Origin of the sequence: Pseudoalteromonas marina (assembly GCF_000238335.3) — a bacterium.
Classification (GTDB): domain Bacteria; phylum Pseudomonadota; class Gammaproteobacteria; order Enterobacterales; family Alteromonadaceae; genus Pseudoalteromonas; species Pseudoalteromonas marina.
The window spans coordinates 649,201-664,589 of record NZ_AHCB03000012.1 but is presented as its reverse complement, the minus strand read 5'-3'; the positions used below and the strand labels follow the sequence as shown (position 1 = coordinate 664,589).

The 15,389-nt window shown below is 38.2% G+C and carries 14 protein-coding genes; 6 read left to right on the top strand and 8 right to left on the bottom strand.

Going from position 1 to position 15,389, the window contains the following annotated elements:
- Positions 1-256: 256 nt before the first annotated feature.
- Together PMAN_RS18830 and PMAN_RS18825 are read left to right on the top strand one after the other, a co-directional pair.
- Positions 257-2,674: a TonB-dependent receptor gene (locus PMAN_RS18830; protein ID WP_010556193.1), complete on the top strand. Its 2,418-nt coding sequence runs from the start codon at positions 257-259 to the stop codon at positions 2,672-2,674.
- 176 nt (positions 2,675-2,850) lie between these two features.
- Positions 2,851-3,396: a GbsR/MarR family transcriptional regulator gene (locus PMAN_RS18825; RefSeq protein ID WP_010556194.1), complete on the top strand. Its 546-nt coding sequence runs from the start codon at positions 2,851-2,853 to the stop codon at positions 3,394-3,396.
- 32 nt (positions 3,397-3,428) lie between these two features.
- Here the strand turns inward: PMAN_RS18825 and PMAN_RS18820 are convergent, their stop codons facing one another.
- Together PMAN_RS18820 and PMAN_RS18815 are read right to left on the bottom strand one after the other, a co-directional pair.
- Positions 3,429-4,445, bottom strand: coding sequence for a lytic murein transglycosylase (locus PMAN_RS18820; RefSeq protein WP_006793465.1), 1,017 nt, complete (start codon positions 4,443-4,445; stop codon positions 3,429-3,431).
- Positions 4,438-4,719 (bottom strand): YcgL domain-containing protein, encoded by a 282-nt coding sequence (locus PMAN_RS18815; RefSeq protein WP_006793464.1) that lies wholly within the window; start codon positions 4,717-4,719, stop codon positions 4,438-4,440. Before PMAN_RS18815 ends, PMAN_RS18820 begins: the two co-directional genes overlap by 8 nt.
- A 155-nt stretch (positions 4,720-4,874) precedes the next feature.
- Here PMAN_RS18815 and minC point away from each other — a divergent pair, with 155 nt between their 5' ends.
- From minC to minE, 3 genes are read left to right on the top strand one after another with little or no spacing between them, the layout of a single operon-like run.
- Positions 4,875-5,579 carry a septum site-determining protein MinC gene (gene minC / locus PMAN_RS18810; protein WP_010556195.1) on the top strand — a complete coding sequence of 235 codons (705 nt, stop codon included), beginning with the start codon at positions 4,875-4,877 and terminating at the stop codon, positions 5,577-5,579.
- A 5-nt stretch (positions 5,580-5,584) separates the two neighbouring features.
- On the top strand, positions 5,585-6,394 hold the full coding sequence (gene minD, locus PMAN_RS18805) for a septum site-determining protein MinD (RefSeq protein WP_006793462.1): 810 nt from the start codon (positions 5,585-5,587) through the stop codon (positions 6,392-6,394).
- Position 6,395: 1 nt separating this feature from the next.
- Positions 6,396-6,659, top strand: a complete 264-nt coding sequence (gene minE / locus PMAN_RS18800; RefSeq protein WP_006793461.1) for a cell division topological specificity factor MinE — start codon at positions 6,396-6,398, stop codon at positions 6,657-6,659.
- 61 nt (positions 6,660-6,720) lie between these two features.
- On the opposite strand, the gene rnd is transcribed toward minE, so the two are convergent.
- The 3 genes from rnd to PMAN_RS18785 form a co-directional block, all read right to left on the bottom strand.
- A complete protein-coding gene (gene rnd / locus PMAN_RS18795) occupies positions 6,721-7,851 on the bottom strand; it encodes a ribonuclease D (RefSeq protein ID WP_010556196.1) in 1,131 nt (376 codons plus the stop codon).
- 51 nt (positions 7,852-7,902) lie between these two features.
- On the bottom strand, positions 7,903-9,555 hold the full coding sequence (fadD, locus tag PMAN_RS18790; protein WP_006793459.1) for a long-chain-fatty-acid--CoA ligase FadD: 1,653 nt from the start codon (positions 9,553-9,555) through the stop codon (positions 7,903-7,905).
- Between the two features lie 115 nt (positions 9,556-9,670).
- Entirely contained in the window at positions 9,671-10,522 is an 852-nt protein-coding gene (locus PMAN_RS18785) for an alpha/beta hydrolase (RefSeq protein ID WP_010556197.1), read from the bottom strand.
- A 359-nt stretch (positions 10,523-10,881) separates the two neighbouring features.
- Between PMAN_RS18785 and PMAN_RS18780 the strand changes: the two genes are divergently transcribed.
- Positions 10,882-12,171 carry an alkaline phosphatase gene (locus PMAN_RS18780; RefSeq protein ID WP_010556198.1) on the top strand — a complete coding sequence of 430 codons (1,290 nt, stop codon included), beginning with the start codon at positions 10,882-10,884 and terminating at the stop codon, positions 12,169-12,171.
- A 60-nt stretch (positions 12,172-12,231) separates the two neighbouring features.
- Here PMAN_RS18780 and PMAN_RS18775 read toward each other — a convergent pair whose 3' ends face one another.
- From PMAN_RS18775 to PMAN_RS18765, 3 genes are all read right to left on the bottom strand, one after another.
- Entirely contained in the window at positions 12,232-12,561 is a 330-nt protein-coding gene (locus PMAN_RS18775; protein WP_010556199.1) for a hypothetical protein, read from the bottom strand.
- 76 nt (positions 12,562-12,637) lie between these two features.
- Positions 12,638-13,339 carry a tRNA (adenosine(37)-N6)-threonylcarbamoyltransferase complex dimerization subunit type 1 TsaB gene (gene tsaB, locus PMAN_RS18770; protein WP_006793454.1) on the bottom strand — a complete coding sequence of 234 codons (702 nt, stop codon included), beginning with the start codon at positions 13,337-13,339 and terminating at the stop codon, positions 12,638-12,640.
- A 9-nt stretch (positions 13,340-13,348) separates the two neighbouring features.
- On the bottom strand, positions 13,349-15,265 hold the full coding sequence (locus tag PMAN_RS18765) for a DNA repair helicase YoaA (RefSeq protein ID WP_010556200.1): 1,917 nt from the start codon (positions 15,263-15,265) through the stop codon (positions 13,349-13,351).
- Positions 15,266-15,389: the final 124 nt, after the last annotated feature.

Sequence of the window (15,389 nt, the reverse complement as noted above, 5' to 3'; positions counted from 1 at the left end):
GATCTCTATTGTCACTTTTAGTTTATTACTCTTAATTCGGGAGAGTTGTTAAAGAAAATCATATTGCAATTTGTTTTTCTTAATTGTCAAATTCGTCCCCTCCTTTATATTTGTTTGGTTTTTATTAACTAAGCTGGCCTATTTGTATAAAAAACACGCAAACAGTTGTTTTAATCTAATATTTATTGAACTTTTAGTATATTTTGCAAATAATAATCATTACCATTACCGTAAATAAATACGAATGGTTATCATAATGAAAAAGTTTAAATACTCACTCCTCACCCTTGCTTGTTTAAATGGACAAGCCGCTTTAGCAACAACCACTGCAGAACAAGATATTGAACACATAAGTGTTTATCAAAAACAAAATCAAGTTGTTATGAGTTCGGGTCTTGCCACAAAGTCAGATATGTCCTTAATGGAAACCCCTGCTCCTGTTGTTATTATTGATCGTGAATTAATGGAATCACAGGGCGTAGACAGCCTACAAGATCTTGTCCGTAATGTGAGTGGTTTAACCCAAGCGGGTAATAATTATGGTATTGGCGATAACCTGGTTATTCGCGGTCTTGACGCCAATTACACTTATGATGGTATGTATGGGGGAGCTGGACTTGGAAACACCTTTAATCCAACTCGCTCATTAACCAATGTTGAGTCGGTTGAAGTGTTAAAAGGCCCAGCTACAGGTTTATATGGTATTGGTAGCGCTGGTGGTGTAATTAATTTAATTGAAAAAAAACCTGAATTTGAAGAAAAGCATAAAGTCGCTTTAGAGCTTAGTCAATGGGACAGCTACTCTCTTGCGTTTGACAGCACAAATGCACTTAGCGAGAACTTAGCGTATCGCGTAATGGCTAAAACAGCATCAAGCGATGGCTTTCGTGATTTAAAAGAAGAGCGTGATGAAATTTATACATCACTTAAGTATGTGTTAAACGATAAACAAGACGTTATGCTCTCTGCTGCCTATATTAAGGATTCAATTGCTGTTGACTCAATTGGCCACCCTATTCGCATATACAACGCAGAGACAGCGAATGGCTTAACTGCTGGTGAAGTAACCGCTGCAGACTTAGTAAATGATCCGACAGGCAATGGCTTACAACTGACAAGTGAACAGCAATTACAATTAGCGAACTCTCTTTCTGCAACAGATGGTTTAACACCCTATGACTTTGGTACCAATGGGATTATTTCACCAATGGCCGATGATAATGAAGGTGAAGAATTACGATTTAAGCTTACGCATAATTACTTTATCACTGATGACTTATTCTTAAACCAGCAACTACAGTACCGTAATTACACATCAAGCTTTGCTCGTCAAACAGGGGCTTTTAATTACGTGTACTCAACTCGCAGTGGCGTTATTAATCAAGACCCTCGTGCTCCTTTAGTTGAAAATGATGTACTTTATCCATTTGCAGCTAGGCGCCAAGAGTATCGCCAAGTAGAAGCAGATGAAAAATCATGGCAGTACTTTTTAGATTTAAGATACGACTTTGAGATAGGCGATATTGATAACGAACTCTTAGTTAATGCAAATTATGAAGACCGAGATATTGGTTTCAAACAATACTCTATTTATGACAGCGATAAAGTAATTTACGACACCGATGGTAATGTGCTTTATCAAGGTGCTTTACCCTATATCTATGACATGAGGCAACCAAATTGGCCAATCGGTGGCTTTGACGATTACGACCCACTAAAAACGAGTGATTATAATAAAAAGGTTCAAGCATGGGGAATGGGCCTTCAGCATGTAGGCTATATTAATGACTCACTTACTACACGCATAGGAGTCGCCTATAACCGTATTAAGCAGAGCTACGAACATAATGGTGTAGATGAACGTTACAGTTCAAGCCGTGCAGAGCCAACCCCTGAGGCAAACACATCTGATTCAGGTTTAACCTATAATTTAGGTGCTACTTATCAGCCTACTGAAGATTTTTCTGTGTTTGTTAATCACTCTAAAGGCCGAACCGCATACAGTGTATTAGGCTCTGTTGCTGGTAACGAAGCAGATAGAGAAGACTCAGAGTCAATAAGTAATGACTTAGGCTTTAGGTATAAAGCATTTGACGACCAGCTACTAGCTACTTTAGTTGTGTTTGAAAGCGCTCGTACAAATCTTGAATACAGTAACCCACTGTATGAAGCTGGTGTGTCTGGCCCTGATATAGTAGAAAGCTACTTTGATGGCGAAGAGCAAACCAAAGGCGTTGAGCTTGATTTAAATGCGTATTTAAATGAGCAGTGGAAAATAAATGTTAACGGCGTATATCAAGACGCGCGTGATAAATCTAACCCCAATAGTAGCGCTTACGACACTCGTCAAAAAGGGGTGCCTTATGTAACTGCAAGCACATGGGTTACTTACTATGCAAACATATTTAATTTACCCGAGTCAGTTAATATTAGTGGGGGTATTACTTTCGTTGATAACAGAAGTACTAACTCAAGTTCATTTAGTATTCCTGATGGCTATGTACCTGGCTACACTGTTTACGATGCTGCAATTTCGTATACAACTAAACAGTGGAACATGCAGCTTAATTTAAACAACCTATTTAACAAACAGTATTATTCTAAAGCGATGTTTTTAGGCGGTATGCCAGGTGAAGAGCGTAATGCTAAATTAAGTTTTAGTTACACACTTTAGCGGTTAAAATATATGGGTGCTTGTATTTACAAGCGCCCTTAATATTTAAAAACTATACATAAAATGGCTTAAATTGTATTTAAGCCAAACTAAGATTATTTTAGTGCACTTAATGCCTTGCTATCGCAAATCAACATGCTAGCATTTAATTTCTGAAATTACTGAAAGTTAATGATATGACTTTATCTGAAAAGAATTTTACCTTTGTGATGCATTGTGGCGAAATGGGCAGCCGTTGGGGCTTTAACCGTACAATAGGCCAAATGTGTGGTTTACTAATCATTACTAAAAACCCGATGACAGCGAATGAAATTGCCGACTCACTAAGTATCTCTCGTGGTAATGTAAGTATGGGCATAAAAGAGCTGCAATCTTGGCAATTAATTAAAGTTCAGCACATTCCGGGTGATCGTAAAGAGTATTATGCGCCTGCAGGCGATATTTGGGATATGGCTAATCGAGTATTTGAAGAGCGAAAAAAACGTGAAATCGATCCAACGCTCAGCCTTTTGCGAGATAACTTACTCGACGAAGCGAATAACGAAGAAGAAGTGTATGCCCAAAAGCAAATGGAAGAAATTCACAACCTACTTGAAACGGTCACTAAATGGTCGTCTGAGTTACAGCGTTTAACTCCCGAGCAGCTCAACAAACTTATGAAACTGGGATCAGGAATTGGCAAGGTCATCGATTTAAAAGACAAAATTTTTAAAAAAGAATAAAGCCGCATTTTGCGGCTTTATTTTTTATTGAACTATATTTTTGGGTATCCGATTCTATCAGACAAATAACCCACACTCGTTGCAAAGTAATAAGAACGGTTCCAATGCATTAACACTTTGTAATTATCATAGGCCAAAAACATACGGCCGTTGATATCATCAGGCATAACCAGTGCTGCTCGTACATCAACGTTAGGCAACGCAGTACCGTCTGCTCTTCTCACCCCTAAAGCCTGCCACTCATCGAGTGAACGCTCAGAATCATTCCAATACTCAAGCCATTGTTTACGTGTTTTAGTACCACGAACTAAAATATATTTATTGTCAAAGTTATCAGGAAGCATAACTTGACGACCCCAAGTTAATGAGTCGTTCCACCCTTCTTGCTTTAAATAATTAGCAATTGAAGCAAACGCATCTTCTTTTGTAGTCCAAATATCTTTGCGACCATCATTGTTATAATCAATTGCATAAGCATTAAAAGACGTTGGCATAAATTGAGTTTGCCCCATAGCCCCAGCCCAAGAACCTTTAAACTTGTCTAAAGTAATATGACCCGATTTTAAAATGTCTAAAGCCGCCCACAACTGGCGTTTATAAAGTGCTTCACGGCGGCCATCAAAGGCAAGTGTCACTAATGATGAAATAACATTGTGACCGCCTTGAATAGTACCAAAGTTACTTTCAAGACCCCATAAAGCGACTATAAAGCGTGCTTGTACGCCAAACTCTTTAGCTACTTGCTCAAGAATATCTTTGTTCTCAGCATAAAGTTTACGAGCACGGTCAATTTTCCATTGTGGTACACGTTTTGGTAAATAGGTCTCGAGTGTTTCTTTCACTTCTGGCTGGTTTTTATCAGCTGATACCACTTTCTCTTTATACGTCGCAGTCGCAAATGCACTATCAATTAACGACGTTTCGTAGCCTTTTGCGATTGCTTCTTCTTTTAGGTTTACTAAGTAATCTTTAAATTCGGCTTGTGTTTTGGCAACAACTGACGAACTCAAGCATAAACCACATAATACAACTGCCAGTTTTTTAATCACGATCGGCTCCATTTTGTTTTCTTAGTTCAGTAAGCAAATTATCTTCCGGTGGTGGAAGTTGTAAATAGTATCCTTGATCGGTTAATGCACCCTTAACGGTTTCCAAATCCGCACCACCTAGGTGCTCACGTTTAGCTAAGTTGATGAGCATCACATATTGAGGTTTGCCAAACATAGCCATTAGAGGTTCTGGAACTTTGCTAAAATCATCTCTTTTTTCAACAAATAAGAAGGTATCCGTCTTTTTCTTACTTTTATATACCGCAGTTAACATTATGACCCTATAAATTCTTGCACAACAATGCTGCACACTATACCATGAGAGTAATAATAAGTTAGAAAATTTAGATTAGAAATTTTGATTAAGGCCTTATTCAGCCTGTGTTTATCTAATTATAATTTCTTATCATACAATTCAATTGAGCGTGTATGTCGGACCAAATTTTTGAGTTAAAAGGGAATCTTTTTACGTTATCAGTTTTACATCTTTATAGTGCTGATATAAACCTTTTAGCAGAACAATTGTACGTAAAAATAGCCCAAGCCCCTCGTTTTTTTGAAGGAGCCCCTATTGTTGTCAATTTAGAAGAAGTAAAAAGCAGTTCTTTAGACTTTGTTCATTTAAAGTCACTTATCGAACGAATGAGCTTCAACGCAGTGGGTGTATGCAATGGCTCTGATGGGCAGCATGCAAATGCCAAAAAAGCTGGCTTTTCAGTATTAAATTATTCGCAAGACGTAAAAGCAGAGCCCGTTGAAAAGCAACCAAACACTTCAATTGTCGAAAAAAATATTATACTTCCAGCACAAATAATTAACGGTACTGTACGCTCGGGTCAACAGGTGTATGCAAAAGACCGCGACCTTATTGTATTAGGTGCTGTTAGTCATGGTGCAGAAGTAATAGCAGATGGCAACGTACATATTTACGGAACCCTTCGTGGTCGCGCAATAGCGGGCGCAAAAGGATTAGAAAACGCACATATATTTTGCCAAAAGCTAGAAGCAGAACTTGTTTCCATAAATGGCAACTACTGGATCAGTGACTCTCTACAAGGTGAGTTTTGGGGCAGTGCAGTGCAAATACAACAAAAAAATGAATCATTAGAAATTTCAGCTTTGGTTAAAGGATAAATCTCATGGCAAAAGTAATTGTCGTTACCTCGGGTAAAGGTGGTGTTGGTAAAACAACATCAAGTGCCGCAATAGGCACAGGCTTAGCATTAAAAGGCTACAAAACGGTTATTATCGATTTTGACATCGGTTTACGTAACCTTGATTTAATTATGGGGTGCGAGCGCCGCGTTGTTTATGACTTTGTAAACGTCATAAACGGTGAAGCAAACCTAAACCAAGCACTTATCAAAGACAAACGTGTTGAGAAGTTATTTTTACTGCCAGCATCGCAAACGCGTGATAAAGATGCACTAACTCGTGATGGTGTAGAACGCGTTTTAAACGAGCTAAAAGAAGACTTTGATTATATTGTATGTGATTCACCAGCAGGAATTGAAGCGGGTGCGATGATGGCAATGTATTTTGCTGATGAAGCGATTGTAACCACCAATCCAGAAGTGTCATCTGTACGAGATTCTGACCGTATTTTAGGTATTTTGCATAGCAAATCTAAACGCGCTGAAGAAGGCCTTGAAAATATCAAAGAACACCTATTATTAACACGCTACAACCCTGAGCGTGTTGCTAAAGGTGAAATGCTTTCGGTAGAAGATGTACAAGACATATTAGCTATCGATTTGTTAGGTGTTATTCCTGAGTCACAAGCAGTATTGAGTGCATCAAATTCAGGTCAACCGGTAATATTGGATGGCGAATCAGATGCTGGTCAAGCATATGCTGATGCCATAAACCGCTTACTTGGTGAAACCGTCGATTTTCGCTTCTTAGATGTAGAGAAAAAAGGCATTTTTAAACGGATTTTTGGAGGCTAATGTGTCGTTACTTGACTATTTCCGCTCAGAAAAGAAAAACAGTGCGTCTCTTGCAAAAGAGCGATTGCAAATCATTGTCGCACACGAACGTTCTCAGCGTGGAACACCTGAATACCTACCACAATTAAAACAAGATATTTTGGATGTAATTCGAAAATATGTGAACGTTAATAGTGATGCCGTGCAGGTACAATTTGATCAGAATGAAGACGACTTAGCTGTATTAGAGCTAAACGTAACTTTACCTGACGAAGAAAAGAAATAATTGAAGAATGGGCGCGTTAAGCGCCCTCTTTATAACTAACAACTACTAGAATATTAACCTTTTAGGTATCCCACTCTTTTAAAGCTTCTTTAATAAAGCTATAACGCCAAGAGTTCAATAAATCTGGCTTTATGTGTGTCTTTTTTTGCTCTGCCGTCAACTTCCAATTCCAGCTGATTAATTGATTAACTTGTTTTTTAGATGCTAAAACGTCCTCAGGAATATTATTAGCTTTAGCAACTTTCGTTATTTTTTGCTTAATATCTTTTGCCGTTTGTTTATAATTAGGAAAATCTATTAAACGTTTCAACACTTGCGGGTGCTCGTCAACGGCAATTGCTTTAGCTTTTTCTATACACTTTAAAATCTCAACCCCTGAGCGATTAACTTCAATCGATTCTACACCCGGTATTTGACGCAATGAATTTAAACTAGATGGCCCTCGCTTAGCGATTTCGGTCATGTTATGTTCTTTCAACACAAAATTAAGAGCAAGGTTTTTACGTATTGCTTTATTACGGCGCCATATAGCTAGCTCTTTTAATACAGCTAATTCATGTGGTTTTAACTGCCAAGCATTTTTAATATCTTTATAGAGCAATTCATCCGGTGTTTGAAAAGCTCGCTTATTAGCAATTAATTCGCTCTCATCCAAAACAATCTCAAACAAATCAGCTTTGTTGATGCGATCGATAATTAATTCGAAGCACGGTAATAAATGAAATGTATCAGCGGCGGCGTAATCCAGCTGCTTAGTGGTTAACGGGCGCTGTAACCAATTGGTACGTGATTCGCTTTTATCTATTTCAATACCTAGGAGTGTTTTAACCATAAGGGCAAACCCCATACAGTTTCCTTCACCAAGCAATTGCAAAGCAAATTGAGTATCAAACAATGGTGCAGGAACAAACCCAGCATATTTTTGAAATACTTCAATGTCTTCAGATGGTGAATGAAGCACTTTTAAAACTGCGGGGTCTTTTAAAACCTGCCAAAAATCAAATAACGAGAGCTCAGCTAAAGGATCGATAAGTGCTAGATGCTCACCGTCAAAAACCTGAATGAGTGCAACTTCTGGATACAAAGTGCGACGACGCATGAACTCGGTATCAATAGCTAAGATAGGTTTATTTTGGATCTGCTCAACAAAGGTATTAAGCTGAACTTGTGTTTGAATTAATTGATATTGCACTTAGTCTCCTACAATAAAAAAGCCGGCTAATGCCGGCTTTTTTATAGTTTTCTAATCTTTCAAGGCTCGTCTGAGTATTTTACCTACGTTTGTTTTAGGTAACTCATCCCTAAACTCAACGAGTTTTGGAACCTTGTAATTAGTTAAATTATCACGACAATGGTTTATTATATCTTTTTCAGTTAAAGAAGGGTCTTTTTTAACAACAAAAACTTTAACTTGTTCACCGCTGACATCATGAGGAATACCAACAGCCGCCACTTCAAGCACACCGTCGTGCATTGCAACAACTTCTTCAATCTCATTTGGGAAAACGTTAAAGCCAGATACTATGATCATGTCTTTTTTACGATCTACTATATAGAAGAAGCCTTCATCGTCATATGTAGCAATATCACCTGTTGCAAACCAACCGTCTTGTAAACATTCGGCTGTGGCATCTGGGCGCTTATAATAGCCAAGCATAACCTGAGGGCCTTTAACGCATAATTCGCCAGGCTCACCTTTAGCTGCCTCTTCACCATTTTCAAGCATTAGCTTAATGTCAGTATTTGGTGCAGGTAAACCAATAGAACCGTTATAAGACTCTAAGTCGTAAGGGCTAATTGTAACAAGTGGAGCACATTCAGTAAGGCCGTAGCCTTCCATCAGTTTTGACCCAGTCACTTTTTGCCACTTTTCAGCAACAGGACGTTGAACCGCCATACCACCACCTAACGACATTTTTAGGTGGCTAAAATCAAGTTCATCAAAACCTGGGGTGTTTAGTAAACCATTAAATAATGTGTTAACACCGGTGATTGCTGTAAATTTAGTTTGGCTTAACTCTTTTACAAAACCCGGCATATCACGCGGATTAGTAATCAATAAGTTTAAACCACCATATTTCATGAACGTTAAGCAGTTAGCCGTAAGTGCAAAGATATGGTAAAGCGGAAGTGCAGTAACAACCACTTCTGTTCCACGGTTTAGTACCTTATCTAAACAACCAGACACCTGCTCAAGGTTACCCACCATATTACCATGGCTCAACATAGCACCTTTAGATACACCGGTCGTACCGCCTGTGTATTGTAAAAATGCTAGGTCAGATAAATTTAATTCAGGGCGTGTGTAAGCATTTTCGTCAGCGTTTAACAAATCTGAAAATTTAATCGTGTTTGGTAAGTTGTATTTAGGCACCATTTTTTTAACGTGCTTAACAACAAAGTTAACAATGTGCTTTTTAAGGCCACCCACCATGTCACCAACTTGTGTAACCACGATGTGTTTAACGTCTGTTTTACCTAAAGCCTTTTCAAGAGTATCTGCAAAGTTTGCAAGAATGAAAATGGCGCTTGTGTCTGAATCTTTTAACTGATGTTCGAGCTCACGTACAGTGTATAAAGGGTTAACGTTAACTACCACACACCCTGCGCGTAAAATACCTAAAATAGAAATAGGTGTTTGTAATAAGTTAGGCATCATTACGGCAACTTTGTCGCCTTTTTTGAGTCCCAAATCATTTTGAATATACGAGGCAACTTTTTTAGTTGCTGTGTCTATTTCTTCATACGACAACGTTTTACCCATGTTTGTGAATGCAGGTAAATCTTTGTAATCAGAAAAACTTTTTTCGAACACTTCGAGTAACGAGTTGTAATGCTCAGGATCGATTGTTTCAGGCATACCTTCTGGGTAGCGCTTAAGCCAGATTTTTTCCACTCTTAGCCCCTGTTTATAGTTATATTTTTATTAACCTTAATCTAAGTAAGGCACTTTAACAATTGAGCAAATACTCTAATGCGGGAATAATCCCACATTTAACGTCAATATACAATTAACGTGCACCACTTTGCACCATAAATGCTTGAATGTGTTCATAACATTCTTTGCTACTTTGCATATGGCAATGGTGCCCGCCCTCCACATTAATTACACTCAAGTCATTGTAATAATTAATATATTTTTCTAAATTTTGTTTTACAAACGCGTAACCTTGGTTACCTAAAATTAATTGGCATGGTGCAATTAATTCTTTTATTGCACCAATACATTGCACTTCATCAAACCTAAAACCTGAATGATTTTTGAGCTTAGGATCGGTTGTTAGTGCAAAACCCTTAGAGACTGTTTTGATATTTCGTTCCATCAATAGCGAAATTAATTCAACATCTAAGTCGGTTGTTTTAGACCGTGCCTCGTAAATATCTTTTTTACAGGGATATATTCTTGTTTTTTTATTATGCGTTCTTGCACGATTAAGCACAGCATTTTTTAGTTGCTCCGTAACTGCCTCGCTGGGTGTTGTTACGCAGCCAATACCCTCAATAAAATTTACCGATTTAACCATTTGACTAAAGCAACTGGCGAAAAGACCCGCGACCATAGCTCCCATAGAATGCCCGACTAAATGAACTTTGTCAGCACCAATGGCTTCAATAAATTGATAAACATCATCGATGTAATCAACAAAATAGTAATGAGCGTCATCACTGCGCCACGATGTTAAACCATGTCCAGAAAAATCAATACAGTACCAAGTTTGCTCTGGCTTTTGGCCATCAAGCATGGGCTTAAAACTATTACAATTATCTAACCAACCGTGAAGTGCTATTACTACCTCTTCACCAGAGCCTATTTTTAAACCATGAATATCTAAATTACGTGTTTTAATATTAAATGGCCGCACATAAACCCCTTTTTATTTTTGTAAATTTATAACATACAAGTTGTCAGACCACTAAATAGTTTCACTAAATGTTTGTTATTTTAGTCGCTGAGGCTACAACTGCAACCTAGAAGAATAAATAAAAACCGTCATTTATTCATAATGTTATTTTTAATTTAGCTCGACTATTATGTGTGTATTTTTTGTTATTTGGTGTTTCCTAATAGATGTTTTAACGGCTTTACAATAATTTTTACGCACAATAATCAGCTTATATATAGCTAAATCATCATTTGTCGCAATCTATTAATTTATTTATCATAGTTAAGGTATACAATAATTTAGCTATTAATAAAGTACACTCAAAAGGTACATAAAACATGAAAAAACAACTAAGTGTGTTAGCTCTAATGTGCACTGCATCTGGTGCAATGGCCGAAACTGCACCTAAAAATGTAATTTATATGATTGGTGATGGCATGGGGCCTGCTTATACTACTGCTTATCGTTATTTTAAAGATGACCCCACTACAAAGTCTGTTGAGCAAACCGTTTTTGATACCATGCTGACAGGAATGGCGCGTACTTACCCTGACGATCACACAGTTGTAACCGATAGCGCCGCAAGTGCGACAGCGTTGAGCAGCGGGCATAAAAGTTATAATGGTGCAATTGCCGTAGATACTGATAAAAAACCACTTAAAACAATGCTTGAAATCGCTAAACAGCGAGGCATGACTACAGCCCTATTAGCTACATCACAAATAAACCACGCTACACCAGCAAGCTTTGCCGCTCATAATGAATCACGTAATAATTACGACGAAATTGCTAATGATTATATTGATAATAAAATCACAGGCAAACTACCCGTTGACCTAATGCTGGGTGGTGGTACTAAATACTTTATTCGAGACGACAGAAATTTAGTTGACGAATTTAAAGCAGCGGGTTACCAGTATGGTGACGATATTCAAAACCTTGATCAAATTACGCAACTTCCAGCTATCGGTTTATATGCCGCTAAAGGCTTACCTTTTGCGTTAGACGAAAACCCAACAAGGTTAACTAAGCTTACTTCTAAAGCACTCGACCTTCTAGACAATCAAAATAAAGATGGTTTTTTTGTAATGATTGAAGGTAGCCAAATTGATTGGTGTGGGCATGCAAATGATATAGCCTGTGCCATGGCCGAAATGGATGACTTTGCATCTGCTATCGAAAAAGCTAAAGCGTATGTTGATAAAAATAAAGATACTTTATTAGTTATAACTGCTGATCACTCTACAGGTGGCTTAACATTGGGTGCGCACGGCCAATATAAGTGGGAAGCAGATGTTGTGCATGGCGTAAAAGCAACAGCAGGTACAATTACACAACACTTACTTGAGTCTGATGATTTAAAATCAGTGTGGAATAAATATACCAGCATTGCATTTACCCCTGAAAACAAAATAAAACTTGAGCAAGCTAAATCTATGGGTGACAAAGCACTCAACTTAGCCGTTAAAAGTATTATTAGTGACACAAGCTTTACTGGATGGACTACGGGTGGCCATACTGCAGTAGACGTACAAGTTTTTGCTTATGGTAAAGGGAGTGAACAATTTGTTGGTTCTCAAAATAATACAGATATAGCTGATAAGTTAATACACTTTATAGAACAGTAAAATACGTATAAAGCAAAAAAAACCGAACAATGTTCGGTTTTTATTAAAGGTTGATTACTTTTAAGCGTAAATATCTACCCCAATTAAATTTTGTACTTCAGCTCTGCGTTCTAAATTTGCAAACTCAGTATAGGTAGAAATGGCTTTGCTATTTTTTGCACTAGGCTGGTCGTAAATTGTTTGGCTGAAGTTATCACCCTTTGCGCTAGTTTTGAACAATCGATTAGCAAGCTCAACGCCCTCGGCACTGGTTTTTACATAATCAGTATTTGTTTTTTGAGCAGCAGCTTGATCTGCCAAACCTTGTGGTCTTGCAGTTACTCCCTTAGCAGGGATTACTCTACCAGGAATATCACCTGTAAAAAAACCAGAGCCAATAGGCAGCGTCATCACGCTTCTCCAACCTTAAACATAACTAAAATTATGATTTAAAAACAATCAATTTGCAAATTAACGCGGTACTGTTTTATTCGCGCCCTGGTAACTTTTTCCATGTTACAGTATCACGAACGTACTTTGGTTGGGCATCACTTGCTTGAACGCCCTGGCCTGCAATAAAGGCGGCATCAACAAAGGCAAGCATAAAACGTGCATCTGGTAATGTTATGTCTGTATTAATAGTGATGTTTTCAAAGTTTGCTAATGCATCAGGGTACGTTTTAAAACCTGTGCCTACTGCAACTGATGCTTCGTTACTCGTTATATACTCATTAGTTAAAAGTTCAGGTTTAATAACACACTCGTTATTAACTAATTCCATTAAACCATTATTTTCTTGGTATTGTGCAAAGTAAATTTCACCCATACGCGCATCTATACTTGGAAAAACAAGTGAGCTGTTGTTTTGCTCGTATGCTTGTTGCGCCATAACAGCCAATGTAGAAACACCTACCAATGGTAAATTAGTTGAGTACGCTAACCCTTGAGCTATAGCAACACTAATTCTTACGCCTGTAAAACTACCGGGCCCTTGGCCAAAACCAATAACATCCAGTTCTTTTAATTTACAATTTGCTTTGGCCAATAACTCATCAATCAAAGGTAGAATTTTTTGACTATGCTGCTGAGGGCACTCTTCAAAATGATGAAATGTCTCTCCCTTATAATGTAAAACAAGTGATAGTGCTTCTGTTGAAGCATCAAGGGCAAGAATATTACTTTTGATCATTTTATTACTCTAATTAATTTGTTGTAAAAATGTATTAGCGACTTCTAAGCTTCGCGTACGACGCATTGCAGGTAAGCTTTTTAAGAACACTTGACCATATTGGCGTGTTACTAATCTATTATCACATATAACAAGCACGCCTTTATCTTTGCTATCACGAATTAATCGCCCTACACCTTGCTTTAAGGCAATAACTGCTTGTGGTAATTGGATATGTGCAAATGGGTCTTTTCCCTGCATTTGGCAATCCTGCATTTTAGCTTGCAACAAGGGGTCGTCTGGCGCTGCAAAAGGCAATTTATCTATAATAACACAGCTTAATGTACTGCCTCTCACATCTACCCCTTCCCAAAATGATGCCGTACCGAGTAGAACTGCATTACCATGGCGGGTAAATTTTTCTAAAATAATCCGCTTAGACATTTGCCCTTGCATATAAACGGGGTAGTCTATTTGCGTTGTGAGCCCCTCTGCAACTAAATGCATCATACGGTAACTTGTAAAAAGCACAAAACAGCGCCCTTGCGCTGATTTTATAAGCTCAAGGGTTAATTTTACAATAGCATGAGGCATATTATCAGCATGCGATTCTGGCAAGTATCTTGGCAAACACAATAATGCTTGGTTTGGGTAATCAAACGGGCTGTCAACCATCATGCTTTGTGCTGGTTTTAGCCCTAAGCTTGCATTAAAGTGGTCAAGCTTATTATCAACCGAAAGTGTTGCAGAGGTAAACACAAATGCAGCACCGGTATCTTGCATCATTTGTGAAAATTTTGCCGATACATTTAACGGCGTAATATTTATAGTTAAAAAGCGCCGTGTTGTCTCATACCAGTAACTAAAACCCGTTTGTGCTGTATCAAAAACCCGCTCTAATTGACCTTTAAATGCTAAAGCCCGTTCAAACGGGTGTTCTATTTTATCGCTTCTGTCTAAGCATAGTTTTAGTACTTGATAAACAAAGTCCAAATCACTAATGACACGATGCAGTGCTGCACAGATTTGCTTATCGCTAAGCTTTTCTCGCCAATCACCTCTACTGCCATCGACACCAAACTGCAAGCGTAAATCAGCTACACTGGTCTCTAATTTATTTAAGCTTTTACCAAGTTGTAACATATCAGGAATTTCAGCTCGGTATATCGCGCGTAAATCGTTAATTAAATCCACCAGCTTTTTAGTACTTACACTTTCACCAAAATAGTCGCTGGCAATTTCACTTAATTGGTGAGCTTCATCAAAAATATAAGCGTCGGCTGTGGGCATCAATTCAGCAAAGCCACTTTCTTTAACAGCCATATCTGCAAAAAATAAGTGATGATTAATAACAACAACGTCAGCTTCAGCAGCAGTTAAACGCGCTTTTCGTATGTAACACTCTTGAAAGTCTGGACACTCTTTACCTAAACAATTATCTGCAGTGGAGTTCACATAAGGTAAAACTTTGGCGTCATCTTCTATACCAATACAATCAGCTAAATCGCCTGATTGTGTTTCACTTGCAAATTTAGCAACCATGGCAAGTTGATGCATAACATCGGGATCGTCTGTAGGCACATGCGCAACATGTTGATTTAGCCTGTAAGTACATAAGTAATTAGCGCGACCTTTTAGTAAAGCCGTTTTTTTTGTAGCACTGAGTGCCTTTACTAATTGAGGTAAATCACGATGATACAGTTGCTCTTGCAATGCTTTAGAGCCAGTAGAAATAATTGTTCTACCCTTAGACTTAAGCGCGGGTGCCAAGTAAGCGAACGTTTTGCCCGTACCTGTGCCGGCCTCAACAACGAGTTGGGAACTGTTTTTTAACGCTTGGGCAACTGCAACGGCCATATCAATTTGCGGTTGACGTGGTGTGTAGCCATCAAAAGATAACGCTAAGGGGCCGGTTGCACTAAACAATTGTTTGATAACAGCAATCACATTTTAAAAACAATAGCGCGATTTTACGTAAGGCTGTAACCAAGGGCAAGCAAATCCCCCTCCTAACAAAATATAAAAAATTAAAATTAAGTACTAAAGACTGCAAAAGCAGCAACCCATATAA

Coding starts and splice junctions, on each gene's coding strand:
- PMAN_RS18830 (WP_010556193.1), top strand. CDS start 257: ATGAAAAAGTTTAAATACTCACTCCTCACCCTTGCTTGTTTAAATGGA.
- PMAN_RS18825 (WP_010556194.1), top strand. CDS start 2,851: ATGACTTTATCTGAAAAGAATTTTACCTTTGTGATGCATTGTGGCGAA.
- PMAN_RS18815 (WP_006793464.1), bottom strand. CDS start 4,719: ATGTTAACTGCGGTATATAAAAGTAAGAAAAAGACGGATACCTTCTTA.
- minC (WP_010556195.1), top strand. CDS start 4,875: ATGTCGGACCAAATTTTTGAGTTAAAAGGGAATCTTTTTACGTTATCA.
- minD (WP_006793462.1), top strand. CDS start 5,585: ATGGCAAAAGTAATTGTCGTTACCTCGGGTAAAGGTGGTGTTGGTAAA.
- PMAN_RS18780 (WP_010556198.1), top strand. CDS start 10,882: ATGAAAAAACAACTAAGTGTGTTAGCTCTAATGTGCACTGCATCTGGT.
- PMAN_RS18775 (WP_010556199.1), bottom strand. CDS start 12,561: ATGACGCTGCCTATTGGCTCTGGTTTTTTTACAGGTGATATTCCTGGT.
- tsaB (WP_006793454.1), bottom strand. CDS start 13,339: ATGATCAAAAGTAATATTCTTGCCCTTGATGCTTCAACAGAAGCACTA.